This is a genomic window from Streptomyces sp. SID5785, from assembly GCF_009870065.1.
Lineage (GTDB): Bacteria > Actinomycetota > Actinomycetes > Streptomycetales > Streptomycetaceae > Streptomyces.
On sequence record NZ_WWIA01000703.1, the window covers coordinates 1 to 17,590 of the forward strand.

Genomic DNA, 17,590 nt, shown 5'->3' on the forward strand with positions numbered 1-17,590 from the left:
CCCGGAGGGGGCGGGATGGTGGGAGTGGGGGCTCGCTGCAGCGCGGCGGGATTGTTCGAGCGTGACCCAGGCGGGGCTGTAAGCGGGCGCCCTCGGACGTAAACCCCGCAGGGCTGTATGCGGGCCCCCGGGCGTAACCCTCGCGGGGCTGTGCGGGAGCCCCCGGGCGTAACCCTCGCGGGGCTGTGCGGGAGCCCCCGAGCGGGACCCCGGCGGGGCTGTGCGGGAGCCCCCCGAGCGGGACCCCCGCCGGGCTATGAGGTGGGCGCCCCCCGGGCGTAACCCCCGCGGGGGCCGGGTTCGGGTGGGTGGCAGAAAGCGCCCCGCTGTAAGTCCCCCCACGGGCCTACAGTCGGGGCGCTTTCCATGTCCCGGAGCGGATTCCCCCCACGGGATCCGGCCGGGCGTTCAGGTGCCGCGTCGACGCCGGGGACACGTACGCACGGGTGGGCCGCTCAAGCTCCCCGGTGCACGTGCCCCGGCCAACGCAGTCGGGTCCGTCCCCCAAGACAAACCCGCTCGAGTCAGAAACGCCCCCCAAGACGTTCCTGCATCGCCTCCTTAGACTCACGAGACCTGCAAAGGGTTACGTTCACTGCGATGTGATCTGCGTCTCTTGCATATGTCCCGTGCGTTCACAAGAGACCCGAAATGGGGATCCGGGCCCCGACGTGAGAGTGCTGCAATTGTGCCGTGTGGATTGTGTGCAGGTCCAGACCTCACCGGACAGATCTGGCGGATTCCGTGATTTCCGCCGAACCTCCCGAAGGGGCCGCCCGCGGTGGCACGTCCTTCGAGCGTACGGCGGCGGGGCCGGGACCACGATGGTCCCGGCCCCGCCGCCGTGAGGGTGTCGCGCTCGCGGGCGCGGTCAGACCAGCTCGTAGCCCGCCTCGTCGACGGCCGCGCGCACGGCCTCCTCGTCGAGCGGGGCGGCGGAGACCACGGTGACCTGGCCCGTGGCGGCGACCGCCGTGACCGAGGCGACGCCGGCGATCTCCGAGATCTCGCCGGCGACCGCGCCCTCGCAGTGGCCGCAGGTCATGCCCTTCACCTCGTAGACCGTGGTGACGGCGCCCTCGGTCGCAGGGGTCGCGGCGTCCGTGTGGCAGGCCCCGCCGCAGCAGGAGCCGGACGTCTCGGAGTCGATCTGGGGGAGCTCGGTCTGGGCGCTCATGTCGTTCTCCTCGTGGTGCCGTCGTCAGGCGCAGGATGTCGTGAGGGTCGGTCGGGTGGTGCGGTGGGCCGGGAGGTGCCCGCGTTGCCCACGGTGTCTCCTGGCACTCCGACTCTATACCCCTAGGGGGTATTTTTCCAAGAAGGGTCGCTCCGGGCGAGCGCCCGCGCCCAGGCGAGGCCCACGAGCGAGACCAGCGCCAGGCCGCCGACCGAGAACGCCGTGAACAGATGCTCCTGGGTCGGCGTCGGATCCGGCATGTATCCCTCGGCGAACAGAGTGCGGTCCAGGCCGGTGCCGAGGACCCGGGAGACCAGCCAGATCGCGATGCCGTGCATCGAGTCCCACAGCGCGTGCAGCAGCGAGACCCCGGCGTACGTGAGGAGTACGGGGAGAGTGAAGCGGTAGCGGCCGTTCGGGCGGCGCAGGGCGAGCAGGGCGGCGCCCGCGATCGCCGTCCACAGGCCGTGTCCGAAGGGTGCGAGCAGTCCGCGCAGCACCTCGGTCTCGAGCAGGGACCGCAGGTCGATGCCCTTCATCGTGACCGCGGCGTTGAACGCGTAGCCCGCGCTCTCGAACGCCGCGAATCCGAAGCCGACCGTCGCGCCGAGCACGAGCCCCGCGCGCAGCCCGTGGATGTGCGGGTGCCGGTGCAGGACGTACATGAGGGCGAGGAGCTTGACGGCCTCCTCGATCAGTCCGACGCCGACGAACATCCACAGGGAGGGGTGCAGGAGGTAGTACTCCATGACCGAGGCGCCCAGGACGCCGAGGATGCCGCCGATCAGGAAGCAGCCCAGGATGAGGTTCGCGCCGAGGTCGCGGCCGTGCCGCTCGTAGGCCCACAGGACGAAGGTGGCCGGGACGAGGAAGCTGCCGAGCATGATGAGGGTGGGCAGCAGCGTGGTGTTCTTCGTCGCGTACGTGACCACCGCGGTCAGCACCCACAGCGTCAGGCCGCCCCACAGGCAGCGCTTCCACAGGCCGGGGCGTATCTGCGGGCCGGGCGGAGGCGGCTGCCGGGGTATGCGGGCCCGGGGGGTCCCGAAGGGCTGGGGGTGCGTCACGTCGGGCTCCCTCGTGCGTCCCCGGCCGTCGGGCTGTGTGCCCCTCGACCGCCGGCAGGATCGGGTGATTTGCCCGAATCCTATGCAGGGGTCCGCCGGGCCGCAGAACGGCGGCCCGCCCCCGGGTGAGCAGGAGCGGGCCGGTTCCCGGCCGGGTCGGCCGCCCGGTCAGTCCAGGGTGCGCCCCCGGTTGCGCGGCCGTGCCGCCACCCACGCCCGCACCGTGTCCGCGTACCAGTAGGGCTTGCCCGCCTCGACGTGGTCGGGCGGGGGCAGCAGTCCGTGTTTGCGGTACGAGCGGACGGTGTCGGGCTGCACCCGGATGTGCGCGGCGATGTCCTTGTACGACCAGAGCCGGTGGTCGGTCATGGTGGCTCCTCCCTGACGGGCGACGCGGCGGCTCGGGGGTGTCCGCCGGCGATCACCCACCCTGTGCCCGGTCAACGACCGGTCCCACGGAGAAGGGCGTGGCTGTGGGGCCCCTGTGACGCAGAACCCGCGTAGGGCTGACAAACGTGACACGAAGGGGGCGTTTGTGACGTGAGTGAAGCAAAGAGGGCGTTGTGCGGGGGCATGCGCCGGTGCGGGGCGGGACAGGTGTCACGGATGGTCCCGCCTCGCCTCAGACGCCGCACGACCGGAGGTAGCCGCGGGTGCGCCGCGCGATCGGCAGCGGACGGTCCGGATCGCACGGGTACATGTCCTGCTCGACGATCGCGAACAGGTCCACGTCCAGCGCCCCGGCCGCCGTGAGCACGGGCGCCAGCTCCGGTACCCCGCGCGGCGGTTCGCACATCACGCCCTGCGCCACCGCAGGCCCGAACGGCGTCCCCTGCGCCCGCACCTCGGCGAGCACCGCCGGGTCCACCTGCTTCAGATGCAGGTACCCGATGCGCTCCCCGTACGTCTTGATGAGCTCGACGCTGTCGCCGCCGCAGTACGCGTAGTGCCCCGTGTCCAGGCAGAGCGACACCAGGCCGGGGTCGGTGGCGTCCAGGAAGCGGGCGACGTTCTCCTCCGTGTCGATGTGCGTGTCCGCGTGCGGGTGCACGACGATCCGCAGCCCGTACCGGTCGCCCACCTCGCGCGCCAGCCGCTCCGTCTGGGACGCCAGCTGACCCCACTGCGCGGCGGTCAGCGTCGAGTCCTCGACGACCTCGCCCGTCTTGTCGTCGCGCCAGAAGGACGGGATGACGACGAGGTGCCGGGCGCCGGTGTCCCGGGCCAGCTCCGCGACCGACGCCACGTGCTCCCAGGTGCGGTCCCACACCGCCGGGCCGTGGTGCAGCCCGGTGAACACCGTCCCGGCCGACACCCGCAGACCGCGCCGCCCGGTCTCCTCGGCGAGCACCCGCGGATCCGTCGGCAGATACCCGTACGGGCCGAGCTCGATCCACTCGTACCCGGCCTCGGTGACCTCGTCGAGGAAGCGCCGCCACGGCGTCTGCCGGGGATCGTCGGGGAACCACACGCCCCACGAGTCGGGGGCCGAACCGACGCGGATGCGCGCGGGGCCCTGCGGGCTGGACGGGCTGGACGGTCGGGCTGCCGGCGTCGTCATGGGTTCAGCGTCCGCGCGCCGGGAGAGGGGTGTCAAGGCGTGGCCCCGATGTCGTCCGAATGTCAGGACAAAATATTGACAGGGGCGCGGGGCGGGGCTAGATGTGGGCGCAGGACGAAGGCGTCGGAGGGACTTTCCGTATGGCCCGCAGCCGGTTCGACCTGATCACGATGGGGCGCATCGGGGTCGACCTCTATCCGCTGCAGGCGGGGGTGGGCCTCGCGGACGTGACCTCGTTCGGCAAGTTCCTCGGCGGGTCCTCGTCCAACGTCGCGGTCGCGGCGGCCCGGCTCGGGCGGCACGTCGCGACGGTCACCCGCACCGGGCGGGACCCCTTCGGCGGCTATCTCCGGGCGCAGCTGCGGGAGTTCGGGGTCGACGACCGCTGGGTGACGCCCGTGGACGGGCTGCCGACCCCGGTCACCTTCTGCGAGATCTTCCCGCCCGACGACTTCCCGCTCTACTTCTACCGGCAGCCCAAGGCGCCCGACCTGGAGATCAGGGCGGACGAGCTGGACCTGGACGCGATCGCCGCCGCGCGGATCTTCTGGATGACCGGTACGGGACTGTGCGCCGAGCCCAGCCGCTCCGCGACGCTCGCCGCGCTCGGGGCGCGCGCCGGGTCGCCCGGCCCGACCGTGTTCGACCTCGACTGGCGGCCGATGTTCTGGGGCGACGCGGCCGGGGCCGACCTGGCGGAGGCGCGGCGCGTCTACCGGGAGGCGCTGCGGCACGCGACGGTGGCCGTCGGGAACGTGGACGAGGTCGAGATCGCGACCGGCCTGCGGGATCCCGCGGCGGCGGCGCGGGAGCTGGTGTCCACCTACGGAGTCGAGCTGGCCGTCGTGAAGCAGGGGCCGGGCGGGGTGCTGGCGCTGCCTGCGGACGGGGAGCCGGTCGCCGTCCCGCCGTTGCCCGTCGAGGTGCTCAACGGGCTGGGTGCGGGGGACGCGTTCGGGGGCGCGCTGTGTCACGGGCTGCTCGAGGGATGGGAGCTGGAGCGGCTCGTGGGGTACGCGAATGCGGCGGGGGCGATCGTCGCGGGGCGGCTGGAGTGTTCGTCCGCGATGCCGGTTCCCTCGGAGATCGAGCGGGTCATGAGTGCGGGGCGCGTGGAGGGGGCGGGGGCGCCTGCGGGGGAGGAGCGGTGCGGCCCCCCTGAAGGGGCACTTCGTGCCGCCCGGGGAGGCGTGGCTTCCGTGGGGGTGCTCGGGGAGTTGGCTTCGGTGCGGGCCCGGGATCCGGGGGCCGTGGCGGAGGCCGCCGCGCGGCGGGTGCGCCGGGCGGGGCTGTTGGCCGGGGGGTCGGGGCGGCTGATGGTCGTCGCCGCCGATCATCCGGCGCGGGGCGCGCTCGGGGTCGGGGAGCGGGGGATGGCCATGGCCGACCGGGCGGAGCTGCTGGAGCGGCTGTGCCGGGCGCTGGCGCGACCCGGGGTCGACGGGGTGCTGGCCTCCGCGGACGTGCTCGACGACCTGCTGCTGCTCGGCGCGCTGGAGGACAAGGTCGTCATCGGCTCGCTGAACCGCGGGGGACTGGCCGGGGCCTCGTTCGAGCTGGACGACCGGTTCACCGGGCACCGGCCGGAGGATCTGGCCCGGCTGCGGTTCGACGCGGGGAAGCTGCTGCTGCGGATCGACTACGACGACCCGGGCTCCGCCTCCGTACGGACGATGGAGGCCGCGGCGCGGGCCGTGGACGCGATGGCGGAGCGGCGGCTGCCGGTGTTCGTCGAGCCGTTCGTGGTGCGGCGCGACCCGGTCTCGGGGCGCGTCGTCAACGACCTGAGCGCGGACGCCGTGATCCGCTCGGTCGCCGTCGCCTCCGGGCTCGGCGGGACCTCCGCCTACACCTGGCTGAAGCTGCCCGTCACCGACGATCCGGACGCGATGGCCCGCGTCGTGGAGACCTCCGCGCTCCCGGCCGTGCTGCTCGGCGGTGACGTCAAGGACGGTGACCAGGACGCCGCGTACGAGAAGTGGCGGGCGGCGCTGCGCCTGCCCACGGTGCAGGGGCTGGTGGTGGGGCGGTCGCTGCTCTACCCGGCGGACGGGGACGTCGAGCAGGCCGTCGACACGGCCGTGGGGCTGCTGCGGTGACGGACGGTCAGGGCACGAGAGAGGAGAGTGGGGGGATGACCTCCCGCGAGATTCACCTTCCGGCGGGCAGCGCGGGCGACCGGACGTACGCGCTCTCCGTCGGCCCCGAGACGGCCGGCTGGTCCCGCGCGGCACTGCGGGTGCTCGAACTGGGGCCCGGACAGCGGCACGTGTTCGACACCGGCGCGAGTGAATGGATCGTTCTGCCGCTGTCGGGTGGTTGCTCCGTCGCGGTGGCAGGGCTGATCATCGAACTGCTGGGCAGGGACAGCGTGTTCAGCGGCGCGAGCGACTTCGCGTATCTTCCGCGCGACAGCCGCGCGGAGCTCTCCTCCGGCGCGGGTGGCCGGTTCGCCCTGGCAGGAGCGGCATGCGGGCGACGACTCCCCGTCCGTCACGGCACCGCGCCGGAGGTCCCCGTCGAGGAGCGCGGCAGCGGCCTGACCGCACGGCAGGTGCGCAACTTCGCGGCCGCCGACACCTTCGCCTGCGACCAGCTCATCGCGGTGGAGGTCATCACCCCCGGCGGCCACTGGTCCTCGTACCCGCCGCACAAGCACGACGAGCACCGGCCGGGCGTCGAGACCGAGCTGGAGGAGATCTACTACTTCGAGATCGAGGGGGACGGCGGGTACGGGTACCAGCGGGTGTCGCCCTCGCGGCCCGGCGGCACCGAGCTGCTCGCCGAGGTGCGCAGCGGGGACACCGTGCTCGTGCCGGACGGCTGGCACGGCCCCTCGATCGCGCAGCCCGGGCACCCCATGTACTACCTGAACGTGATGGCGGGCCCGGGGCCGGAGCGCGAGTGGCGGATCCGCTTCCACCCGGACCATGTGACGGAGGGATACCGATGACCGCGACGCCCCCGACGGTGCGGCTCACCACGGCGCAGGCCCTGGTGCGTTTCCTCACCCGCCAGTTCAGCGAGCGGGACGGCACCCGGCAGCGGCTGGTCCCCGCGACCTGGGGCATCTTCGGGCACGGGAACGTGGCGGGGGTCGGCCAGGCGCTCGTCCAGTACGGCGACGCCATGCCGTTCCACCAGGGGCGCAACGAGCAGGCGATGGTGCACGCGGCGGTCGGGTTCGCGCGGCAGAGCGGCCGGCTGGCCACGCACGCGGTGACGACGTCGATCGGGCCCGGCGCCACCAACCTGGTCACCGGCGCCGCCCTCGCCACCGTCAACCATCTGCCGGTCCTGCTGCTCCCCGGCGACGTGTTCGCCGCGCGGCCCGCCGACCCGGTGCTCCAGCAGCTCCAGGTCCCGTACGCGGGCGACGTGTCGGTCAACGACTGTCTGCGGCCGGTGTCGCGGTACTTCGACCGGATCGTGCGCCCCGAGCAGCTGGTCCCCGCCGCGCTGGAGGCGATGCGGGTGCTCACCGACCCCGTGGCCACGGGCGCCGTCACGCTGGCGCTGCCGCAGGACGTGCAGGCGGAGGCGTACGACTGGCCGCGGGAGTTCTTCGCCGAGCGGGTGTGGTGCGTGCGCAGGCCGCGCCCGGACGAGGGCGAACTCGCCGCCGCCGCCGAGGCGTTGCGGCAGGCGCGGCGGCCGCTGCTCGTCGTGGGAGGCGGGGTGCGGCACAGCGCCGCCGAGGACGAGCTGCGGGCCTTCGCCGAGGCCACCCTGATCCCCGTCGCCACCACGCAGGCCGGCAAGGGCGCCCTGCCGCACGACCACCCCGCCGACGTCGGCGGCATCGGTCACACCGGCACCGCGACGGCGAACGAGCTGGCCCGCGCCGCCGACCTCGTCATCGGCGTCGGCACCCGCTACACCGACTTCACGACCGCCTCCGGCACCCTCTTCGCCGAGCCGGGCGTGCGCTTCCTGAACCTGAACGTCGCGGCGTTCGACGCCCACAAGCAGGCCGCGCTGCCGCTCGTGGCCGACGCCCGCGCCGGGCTCGCCGCGCTGCGCGAGGCGGTGCGCGGGGTGCGGGCGGACGCCGCGTACGTCGCCGGGTACACCGACGGCAAGGAGCGCTGGGAGCGCCGCGTCGACGCCTGCTTCGGGGCCCCGGACGACGGGGTGCGCCCGACCCAGACCCAGGTGCTCGGCGCCCTCGACGCGCTGGTGGACGGGGACGACATCCTCATCAACGCGGCCGGCTCGCTCCCCGGCGACCTGCACAAGCTGTGGCGGACCCGGTCCCGCGACCAGTACCACGTCGAGTACGGCTACTCGTGCATGGGCTACGAGATCCCGGCCTCGCTCGGCGTCGCCCTCGCCGCGCCCGGCCGGCCCGTGTGGGCGCTGGTCGGGGACGGCACGTACCTGATGATGCCGACCGAGATCGTGACCGCGGTCCAGGAGGACATCCCGGTCAAGGTCGTCCTCCTGCAGAACCACGGGTACGCGTCCATCGGCGGTCTCTCCGCCGCGGTCGGCGCCGAGGGCTTCGCGACCGCGTACCGCTACAAGGACCGGGTCGGCACCTACACGGGCGCCCCGCTGCCCGTCGATCTCGCGGCCAACGCCGCCAGTCTCGGCATGGACGTGCTGCGCGCGAAGACGGTCCGCGAGCTGCGTGAGGCGCTCGTCACGGCCCGGTCGGCCACCCGCCCCACATGTGTCTACGTCGAGACCGAAACGGCAGACACAGTGTCGGGCCCGCCCCCCGCACAGGCGTGGTGGGATGTGCCCGTGGCCGAGACAGCCGACCGGCCGTCGGCGGCCTCGGCCCGCGAGGAGTACGACCGGCACGTCACCGCTCGACGCCGCCACCTCTGAGACGTAACAGGAGTTGCACCGTATGTCTGACACGAAGTTGGTCCACCACTGGATCGGCGGCAAGACCGTCGAGGGCACGTCGGGCAACCACGGCCCGGTGACCGACCCCGCGACCGGCGCGGTGACCACGCAGGTCGACTTCGCCTCGGTGGAGGAGGTGGACGCGGCCGTCGCCGCCGCCAAGGAGGCGTACGCGAGCTGGGGCCGGTCCTCGCTCGCCAGGCGCACCGAGATCCTCTTCCGCTTCCGGGCGCTCCTCGACGCCAACCGGGACGCGGTCGCCGAGCTGATCACCGCCGAGCACGGCAAGGTGCACTCGGACGCCCTCGGCGAGGTCGCCCGCGGTCTGGAGATCGTCGACCTGGCCTGCGGCATCAGCGTCCAGCTGAAGGGTGAGCTGTCCACGTCCGTCGCGACCCGGGTCGACGTGGCCTCGATCCGTCAGCCGCTGGGTGTCGTCGCCGGCATCACGCCGTTCAACTTCCCGGCCATGGTGCCGATGTGGATGTTCCCGATCGCGATCGCGTGCGGCAACACCTTCGTGCTCAAGCCCTCCGAGAAGGACCCCTCGGCCTCCCTCAAGATCGCCGAGCTGCTCGCCGAGGCCGGGCTGCCCGACGGCGTCTTCAACGTCCTGCACGGGGACAAGGTCGCGGTCGACCGCCTCCTGGAGCACCCGGACGTCGCGGCCGTCTCCTTCGTCGGCTCGACGTCGATCGCCCGCCACATCCACACCACCGCCGCCGCCAACGGCAAGCGCGTGCAGGCGCTCGGCGGCGCCAAGAACCACATGCTGGTGCTGCCCGACGCCGACCTGGACGCCGCCGCCGACGCCGCGGTCTCCGCCGCGTACGGCTCCGCCGGTGAGCGCTGCATGGCGATCTCCGCGGTCGTGGCCGTCGGCGCCGTCGCCGACGAACTCGTCGCGAAGATCAAGGACCGCGCCGAGAAGATCACGATCGGCCCGGGCAACGACCCGGCCTCCGAGATGGGCCCGCTCATCACGGCCGCCCACCGCGACAAGGTCGCCTCCTACGTCGAGGGCGCCGCCGCCGACGGCTGCGAGGTCGTCCTCGACGGCACCGGCCACACGGTCGAGGGCCACGAGGGCGGCCACTGGATCGGCCTGTCCCTCCTGGACCGCGTCCCGACGACCGCCAAGGCCTACCAGGACGAGATCTTCGGCCCCGTCCTGTGCGTGCTGCGCGTCGACACGTACGAGGAGGGCCTGGCCCTCATCAACGCCTCGCCGTTCGGCAACGGCACCGCGATCTTCACCCGCGACGGCGGCGCCGCCCGCCGCTTCCAGCTGGAGGTCGAGGCCGGCATGGTCGGCGTCAACGTGCCGATCCCGGTCCCGGTCGGCTACCACTCCTTCGGTGGCTGGAAGGACTCGCTCTTCGGCGACCACCACATCTACGGCAACGACGGCACGCACTTCTACACGCGCGGCAAGGTCGTCACCACCCGCTGGCCCGACCCGGCCGACGCCCCCGCGGGCGTCGACCTGGGCTTCCCGCGCAACCACTGAGCGTCCCGCCCTCCGCTCGCACGCACCGGTGCCCCGGCCGTTCCCGCAACGGCCGGGGCACCGGTGCGTGCGGCGCGGAACCGTACGCTCCCTGTCCGGACTGCGGACTTTTCCCGATGAATTTTGACGCTGCGGCAACGGTTCTCGTACGTAGGTGACAAACCGGTCGACGCAGGCTCTTGGTTTCTACTGCCTGCGATGTGAAGGTCACGAGCGACTTTCAGGGTGCAGAACATGGCGCACTTTGCACATGCCTTAGGAAGGCAGGTTGATCGGTGCGGGTGGAGAGTGCGGAATCCGCAGGGAAACGGCCGTTGACGTTCCGGATACCGGCGGGGTTCCATGACGCGCCGGGAGCGACACATCCTTCTCACCCCTTCTCGTCCGCACCTCACTGACTGCCCTCGGAGGCGATAGCGCTCCCGGCCGAACCACCTGCCGCACGAGTCGATCGGAACCTTCATGACCGACACGCTTCGCCCCGCCACCGCCCCCGCGGTGGAGCCCCTGCCGAACACGGCACCGCCCCAGAAGCTCAAGCGTTCCATCGGCGTCGTCGGCGGCACCCTGCTCACGCTGTCCTGCGTGACGCCCGCCTCCACGCTCTTCGTCGTCGTCCCCGACCTCTTCGGCTCGCTCGGCACGGCGACCGCCCTCACCATCGCGATCGGTTCGCTGCTCTGTATCGGCGTCGCGTTCTGCTACTCGGAGCTGGGCACCCTCATCCCCAGCGCGGGCGGCGAGTACGCCATGGTCTCCACGCTCTCCGGCCGCCTCGCCGGCTGGCTGGTCTTCGTCCTGTCGCTGCTCGTCGTGGTGATCGTGCCCCCGGTGATCGCCATGGGCACCGCCGACTACCTCGCGCCCCTCGTGCACCTCGACCCGTCGATCGCGGGCGCCGGCGTCATGCTGCTCGCGACCCTCGCCGGACTGCTCGACCTGCGCGCCAACGCCTGGATCACCGGCGTCTTCCTCGTCCTGGAGGTCATCGCCGCGGCCGTCGTCGCCGTCCTCGGCTTCGCCCACTCCGAGCGCGGCGCGGGCTCCCTCGTCTCCATGGAGGTCGCCGGGGCGCACGGCCACCACGACACGGTGACCGCGATGCTCGTCGTCTCCGGACTCGCCATCGCCCTCTTCATCACCCAGGGCTTCTCCACCGCCGTCTACCTCTCCGAGGAGCTGGAGAACCCCCGCAGGTCCGTCGCCCGCACCGTGCTCGCGACCCTCGCCATCTCGACCGTCATCATCCTCGTCCCCGTCATCGCGATCACGATGGGCGCCAAGGACCTCTCCGTCCTCACCTCCGGGGACCTCAGCGGCATGGTCGAGGCCTGGTCCAACTCCGCGGTCGGCACCTTCGTCTCCCTCTGCGTCGCCCTCGCGATCATCAACGCGGGCATCGTCATGGTCATCCAGAACTCGCGCGTCCTGTTCGCCTCCGCCCGCGACAAGGCCTGGCCCTCGCCGGTCAACAACGCCCTCGCCAAGCTCGGCCGCTTCGGCTCGCCCTGGATCGCCACCCTCGTCGTCGGCGTGCCCGGCGCGGCCCTGTGCTTCGTCAACCTCGACACCCTCTACGGTGTGACCGGCGTCTCCGTCACCGGCATGTACCTGCTCGTCGCGGTCGCCGCCCTGATGTCCCGGCGCGGCACCCACCGCGACCAGCCGGCCTGGCGCATGCCGCTGTGGCCCGCGGTGCCCGTCGTGCTGATCGCGGTCATGGCGTACATCCTCAGCCGGCAGGAGGTCTCCTACCTCCTGTGGACCGGCGGGATCACCGCCGCCGCCACGCTCTACTGGGCGCTCTACCTGCGCCCGCGCAAGGACACGCGCTGGCTGGTGACGCTGCCCGAGGACGCCCAGGCCTGAGCCGCGCGGACGACCCCACCGGCTCTCCGGAAACCCTGTCGGGGGCGGCCCGCGCCTGACAGGGTCTCCGGCATGAACACGCATGCCACGTCCCCGGAGATCCAGGCGCTCCTGACCACCCTCGACGGACAGCGCCGCCACGTCCTCGGCATCCTCGACGGGCTCGACGACGCGGCGCTGCGGCGCCCCGTGCTGCCGTCCGGCTGGAGCTGCCTCGGCCTGGTCCAGCACCTCGCGCTCGACGTCGAACGGTTCTGGTTCCGCGCCGTCCTCACCGGCGACCGGGACGTCATCGCCGCCCTCGACGAGACCGACGACGCCTGGCAGGTCGCCGCCGACGCGCCGCCCGCCGAGATCCTCGACCGGTACCGCACCGAGATCGACCGCGCGACGGCCACGGTCACCGCCCTGCCCGCCGACGCCCCGCTCGCCTGGTGGCCGCAGCACCTCTTCGGCGACCCACACCTGCACACCGTCCGCGACGTCCTCCTCCACGTGATCACGGAGACGGCCTGCCACGCGGGCCACCTGGACGCGGCCCGCGAACTCGTCGACGGACGCCGCTGGTTGACCCTGACCTGATCCGCGGGAAAGGCCATAGGCTCACCGCATGGAGATCATCGAAGGGGCGGGCGTCTGGACCACGCCGCCGGGAGCCGACGGCGCCGACTGGACCGAGCAGCTGCGGCGGCCCGACCTGTCCGTGGGCACGTACTGCATCCCGGCCGGCGGCACCGACACCCAGAGCCCGCACACGGAGGACGAGATCTACGTCGTCACGTCCGGCCGCGCCACCCTCACCACCCCGGCCCGCACCGCCGAGGTGGGCCCCGGCACGGTCGTCTTCGTCCCGGCGGGCGAGGACCACCGCTTCACCGACGTGACGGAGGACCTGGCGCTGCTGGTGGTGTTCGGCCCGGCGTACGGCTCCCGGGCGTGAAGGAGGCCGCGGCCCTCGCCGGGGCGGCCCACGCCCGGAGCGCCGCGGCCGCTCCCGCTCAGCGCGTCCCGTCCGCCGGGTCCGCGGCCGGGGCGTCGTCGGTGTCGTCGGTGTCGTCGGAGAGGTCCCAGTCGACCACCGTGCACGGCCCGTCGACCACGCCGCCCGCGCTCCGGTACGCGGCCAGCGCCGGTTCGTTCTCCGGGTCGACCCCGACCCACATCCCGTAACACCCGTGCTCCCGCGCCAGCCCCGCCAGCGCCCGGATCAGCGCCCGCGCCACGCCCCGCCGCCGGTACGGCCCGGCGACCCCCAACTCGTAGAGGAACATCTCGCGGCCCTTGTCGGGGTGGACGGTCTCGACCCCGCTGATGAACCCGACGGGCTCGGGCCCGGCCTCCTCCTCGTAGGCGAAGAACAGGTGGTGCCCCTGGGCGGAGAGGAACTCCTGCGCCCACTCCCGCCGCGGCGGGGCGTCGAAGAGACCGGCGGCGGCGACGATCTGGCGTACGGAGGCGGGGCGTTCGATCCGCATGCGGCATCCCGGGGTGAGGCGGACAGGCGTACCGCGTGATGGTGGCACGCCGCGGTGCGGTCCGCGCGTTCCTTCGGACGGCCGGCCTACTGCGGTCGGCGTAGCCGCGGGGCGCACCCTACTGCGGCGGGAGGGGTGGGGTTTCGGTCCCCGGGGGGCCCTGGGCGGGAACGGGGGCGATTAGCGTGGGCGTATGGATCTACGACTGGGCGCGTGGCGGGAGCGGGTGCGGGGCAGGCCCCGGCGGTGGGCTGCCGGGGTGGCCGCCGCCGTGGTGGCCGCCGGGGCCCTGACCTGGACCGCCGTCGCGGACGACGGGGCGCCCGCCGTGCACCGGCAGGACCGGGAGATGGCCGTGGGAGGCGGGGTGCGCGTCGACACGTCGTACTTCACCTCGGGGGACACGGCGGGCAGAAGGCCCGCCGTGCTGCTCGCGCACGGGTTCGGGGGCAGCAAGGACGACGTGCGCGGCGAGGCCGAGCGGCTCGCGCGCAGCGGGTACGCGGTGCTGACCTGGTCGGCGCGCGGATTCGGGGCGTCCGGCGGGAAGATCGGGCTGAACGATCCGCGGCACGAGGTCGCCGACGTGTCGAAGCTCATCGACTGGCTCGCACGGCGGCCCGAGGTGCAGCTCGACCGGGCCGGGGACCCGCGCGTCGGGGTGACCGGTGCCTCGTACGGCGGGGCCGTGTCGCTGCTCGCCGCCGGGTACGACCGGCGGGTCGACGCCATCGCGCCGCAGATCACGTACTGGAACCTCGCCGACGCCCTGTTCCCCGACGGGGTGTTCAAGAAGCTGTGGACCGGGATCTTCTTCACCTCCGGGTCCGCCGACCTCGGGGCGCGGACCAGTGAGGCCGGGCTCGGGTGCGGGCGGTTCGAGGACGAGCTGTGCGCCATGTACCGGCGCGTGGCGGTGGCCGGGAAGCCCGACGCCGCCGCGCGGAAGCTGCTCGAGGCGCGCAGCCCGTCGGCGGTCGGCGCGCGCATCAAGGTGCCCACGCTCATCGCGCAGGGGCAGAGCGACTCGCTGTTCCCGCTCGGGCAGGCCGACGCCATGGCCCACCGGATCAGGGCCAACGGCGCGCCCGTGGACGTCGACTGGATCTCCGGCGGCCACGACGGCGGCGACATGGAGACCGGGCGGATCACCGGGCGCGTGACGGACTGGTTCGACCGGTACCTGAAGGAGGACGGTGCGGCGGGCACGGGCCCCGCCTTCCGCGTCACCCGCACGGGCGGCGTCGACTCGACGGACGGTGCGGCCACCCTGCGCGGGGCGAGCGGCGACGCGTACCCGGGGCTGCGCGGCGAGCGGCGCGTCCGCGTGCCGCTCAGGTCGGGCAGCCAGACCTTCCAGAACCCGCCGGGCGGCGGCCCCCCGTCGATCTCGGCCGTCCCCGGGCTCGGCAGCGTCTCCTCGCTCGGCTCCACGCTGGGGCTGAGCGTCGCGCTGGACTTCCCCGGCCAGTTCGCCCGCTTCGACTCGGCGCCCCTCGACCACTCGGTCCGGATCACCGGCTCGCCGACCGTCACCGCGCACGTCACGTCCTCCACCGGCACCGCCGTCCTGTTCGCCAAGGTGTACGACGCCGGACCCGGCGGCGCCCGCGAGGTGCTGCCCTCCCAGCTGGTCACCCCGGTGCGGGTGACCGGGGCCGGTGGCGACGGCAAGGACGTGCGCATCACCCTGCCCGCCATCGACCACGCCGTGCAGAAGGGGCACCGGCTGCGGCTCGTGCTGTCCTCGACGGACCTCGGCTACGCGTCCCCGGTCGCACCGGCCACGTACACGGTCGCGCTGAGGGACGGCGCGCTGAGCCTGCCGACCGCGCCCGGCGTCGAGACCGCCGCCGCTCCGCTGCCCTCCTGGGTGTGGTGGCTGCCCGCCGCGGCCGTCGTCCTCGCCGCGGCGCTGCTGTTCACCGCCCGCCGCCGCACGGCCGCGCCCGCACCCGACCCGGCGCTCGCCGAGGTCCCGCTCCAGATCACCGGCCTGAGCAAGAAGTACGCGGGCTCGACCGACCGGTACGCCGTGCGGGACCTGTCGTTCCGCGTCGAGAAGGGGCAGGTGCTCGGGCTGCTCGGGCCCAACGGCGCGGGCAAGACCACGACCCTGCGCATGCTCATGGGGCTGATCGGGCCCGACGCGGGCGGGATCCGCGTCTTCGGGCACGCGATCCGGCCCGGCGCCCCGGTCCTGTCCCGGGTCGGTGCCTTCGTCGAGGGCGCCGGATTCCTGCCGCACCTGTCCGGCCGGGAGAACCTGGAGCTGTACTGGCGGGCCACCGGCCGCCCCGCCGGGGACGCCCACCTCGACGAGGCCCTGGAGATCGCCGGACTCGGTGACGCGCTGGCCCGCGCCGTGCGCACCTACTCCCAGGGCATGCGGCAGCGCCTCGCGATCGCCCAGGCCATGCTCGGCCTGCCGGACCTGCTGATCCTCGACGAGCCGACCAACGGGCTCGACCCGCCGCAGATCCGCGAGATGCGTGAGGTGATGATCCGGTACGCCCGCGCGGGCCGCACCGTGATCGTCTCCAGCCATCTGCTCGCCGAGGTCGAGCAGTCCTGCACGCACCTCGTCGTCATGGACCGCGGCCGGCTCGTCCAGGCGGGCCCCGTCGCGGAGATCGTCGGCTCCGGCGACACGCTGCTCGTGGGCCTGGACGCGGAGGTCACCGACCCGCTCGTGGAGAAGGTGGCCGCGCTGGACGGCGTCGAGTCGGCGGTCCGCGCGGACGACGGGCTCGGCCTGCTCGTCCGGCTGACCGGCACCGGCAGCGCCCCCGGGCTCGTCGCGGACCTCGTCCGGCTCGACGTGCCGGTCGCGTCGGTGGGCCCGCACCGCCGCCTGGAGGACGCGTTCCTGACGCTGATCGGAGGGACCCCCTCATGACCACGACCACCCCGGCCCCCGGCACGGCGACGGCCGAGGGCTACCGCCCCGGCCGCACCCTGCCGCTGCGCGTCGAGCTCGTGCGGCAGGTCAAGCGCCGCCGCACCCTCGTCATGGGCGCGGTGCTCGCGCTGCTGCCGTTCGTGCTCGTCATCGCGTTCGCGATCGGCGGGCAGCCGGGCGGGCGCAGCGGGCGGGTGACCCTCATGGACACGGCCACCGCGTCCGGCGCGAACTTCGCCGCGACCTGTCTGTTCGTGTCCGCGGGCTTCCTGCTCGTCATCCCCGTCGCGCTGTTCTGCGGCGACACGATCGCCTCGGAGGCCAACTGGTCCAGCCTGCGCTATCTGCTCGCCGCACCCGTGCCGCGGGCCCGGCTCCTGTGGTCCAAGCTCGCCGTCGCCCTCGGCCTGAGCCTGGCCGCGATGGTGCTGCTGCCCGTCGTCGCGATCGGCGTCGGCACCGCCGCCTACGGGTGGGGGCCGCTGGAGATCCCGACCGGCGGCGCGCTGGACGCGGGCACGGCGGCGCAGCGCCTCCTGGTCGTCATCGCGTACCTCTTCGTGTCCCAACTGGTCACCGCGGGGCTCGCGTTCTGGCTGTCGACCAAGACGGACAACCCGCTGGGCGCGGTCGGCGGCGCCGTCTTCCTGACCATCGTGGGCAACGTCCTGGACGCCGTCACCGCGCTCGGCGACTGGCGCGACTTCCTGCCCGCGCACTGGCAGTTCGCGTGGGCGGACGTGATCCAGCCGCAGCCGGAGTGGAGCGGCATGCTCCAGGGCACGGCCGTGTCGGTGGCGTACGCGGTGGTGCTGTTCGCCCTGGCCTTCCGCGGGTTCGCCCGCAAGGACGTGGTCTCGTAGGACATGTTCCGGGCACGGTGCGCAACGGCCGCGTCACCGGAGGATCTCCCACCGGTCACAGCAGCCGCCCGCCGTGACCCCTTCGAGGCCAAGGCGCAACCGCCCGGGGCGAACATTCCGGGCGCCTCCCACGTCACAGTCACAAGGACGCCGGGGACACCGGTGGACGACGCAACGGGAGGGGCGGCATGGGACACCGAATGCGCAGGGGGAGCACGGGCAGGGGCCGCGGCGGGGTGCTGCTCGCCGCGGCGGTCGCGGGAGGACTGCTCCTGACGGGCTGCGGGGGCGGCGACGACCACGGCTCCG

At 73.4% G+C, this 17,590-nt stretch carries 13 protein-coding genes and 1 pseudogene; 9 read left to right on the forward strand and 5 right to left on the reverse strand.

The window, feature by feature from the left end; translation table 11 throughout:
- Positions 1–871: 871 nt before the first annotated feature.
- The 4 genes from GTW43_RS23090 to GTW43_RS23105 all read right to left on the reverse strand — a co-directional run bounded on the left by GTW43_RS23090 (position 872) and on the right by GTW43_RS23105 (position 3,805).
- Positions 872–1,177, reverse strand: coding sequence for a heavy-metal-associated domain-containing protein (locus GTW43_RS23090; protein WP_161303931.1), 306 nt, complete (start codon positions 1,175–1,177; stop codon positions 872–874).
- Positions 1,178–1,299: 122 nt separating this feature from the next.
- Positions 1,300–2,244: a PrsW family intramembrane metalloprotease gene (locus GTW43_RS23095; protein WP_161303932.1), complete on the reverse strand. Its 945-nt coding sequence runs from the start codon at positions 2,242–2,244 to the stop codon at positions 1,300–1,302.
- Between the two features lie 168 nt (positions 2,245–2,412).
- Positions 2,413–2,613 (reverse strand): MerR family transcriptional regulator, encoded by a 201-nt coding sequence (locus tag GTW43_RS23100; protein ID WP_161303933.1) that lies wholly within the window; start codon positions 2,611–2,613, stop codon positions 2,413–2,415.
- Positions 2,614–2,866: 253 nt separating this feature from the next.
- On the reverse strand, positions 2,867–3,805 hold the full coding sequence (locus GTW43_RS23105; protein WP_161303934.1) for a sugar phosphate isomerase/epimerase: 939 nt from the start codon (positions 3,803–3,805) through the stop codon (positions 2,867–2,869).
- A gap of 140 nt (positions 3,806–3,945) precedes the next feature.
- On the opposite strand from GTW43_RS23105, the pseudogene iolC reads away from it, so the two are divergent.
- The 7 genes and pseudogenes from iolC to GTW43_RS23145 form a co-directional block, all read left to right on the forward strand.
- Positions 3,946–4,920 (forward strand): annotated as a pseudogene (iolC, locus tag GTW43_RS23110) (5-dehydro-2-deoxygluconokinase); the annotation flags it as partial.
- Positions 4,921–5,939: 1,019 nt separating this feature from the next.
- A complete protein-coding gene (gene iolB, locus GTW43_RS23120; RefSeq protein WP_161303935.1) occupies positions 5,940–6,758 on the forward strand; it encodes a 5-deoxy-glucuronate isomerase in 819 nt (272 codons plus the stop codon).
- Entirely contained in the window at positions 6,755–8,641 is a 1,887-nt protein-coding gene (gene iolD / locus GTW43_RS23125) for a 3D-(3,5/4)-trihydroxycyclohexane-1,2-dione acylhydrolase (decyclizing) (protein ID WP_161303936.1), read from the forward strand. The genes iolB and iolD overlap by 4 nt, the downstream gene beginning before the upstream one ends.
- A gap of 22 nt (positions 8,642–8,663) precedes the next feature.
- Positions 8,664–10,172 (forward strand): CoA-acylating methylmalonate-semialdehyde dehydrogenase, encoded by a 1,509-nt coding sequence (mmsA, locus tag GTW43_RS23130; RefSeq protein ID WP_161303937.1) that lies wholly within the window; start codon positions 8,664–8,666, stop codon positions 10,170–10,172.
- A 462-nt stretch (positions 10,173–10,634) separates the two neighbouring features.
- Positions 10,635–12,041, forward strand: a complete 1,407-nt coding sequence (locus GTW43_RS23135; protein ID WP_161303938.1) for an APC family permease — start codon at positions 10,635–10,637, stop codon at positions 12,039–12,041.
- Between the two features lie 72 nt (positions 12,042–12,113).
- Positions 12,114–12,623, forward strand: coding sequence for a DinB family protein (locus GTW43_RS23140; protein ID WP_161303939.1), 510 nt, complete (start codon positions 12,114–12,116; stop codon positions 12,621–12,623).
- 28 nt (positions 12,624–12,651) lie between these two features.
- The gene (locus GTW43_RS23145) at positions 12,652–12,981 is read left to right on the forward strand and encodes a cupin domain-containing protein (protein ID WP_161303940.1); all 330 of its coding nucleotides are present in this window, start codon (positions 12,652–12,654) and stop codon (positions 12,979–12,981) included.
- Positions 12,982–13,039: 58 nt separating this feature from the next.
- On the opposite strand, the gene GTW43_RS23150 is transcribed toward GTW43_RS23145, so the two are convergent.
- Positions 13,040–13,516, reverse strand: coding sequence for a GNAT family N-acetyltransferase (locus GTW43_RS23150; protein ID WP_161303941.1), 477 nt, complete (start codon positions 13,514–13,516; stop codon positions 13,040–13,042).
- A gap of 193 nt (positions 13,517–13,709) precedes the next feature.
- Here GTW43_RS23150 and GTW43_RS23155 point away from each other — a divergent pair, with 193 nt between their 5' ends.
- Both GTW43_RS23155 and GTW43_RS23160 read left to right on the forward strand, forming a co-directional pair.
- The gene (locus GTW43_RS23155) at positions 13,710–16,415 is read left to right on the forward strand and encodes an alpha/beta fold hydrolase (RefSeq protein WP_161303942.1); all 2,706 of its coding nucleotides are present in this window, start codon (positions 13,710–13,712) and stop codon (positions 16,413–16,415) included.
- Entirely contained in the window at positions 16,412–17,281 is an 870-nt protein-coding gene (locus GTW43_RS23160; protein WP_161303943.1) for an ABC transporter permease, read from the forward strand. Before GTW43_RS23155 ends, GTW43_RS23160 begins: the two co-directional genes overlap by 4 nt.
- The last annotated feature ends 309 nt before the right edge of the window (positions 17,282–17,590 follow it).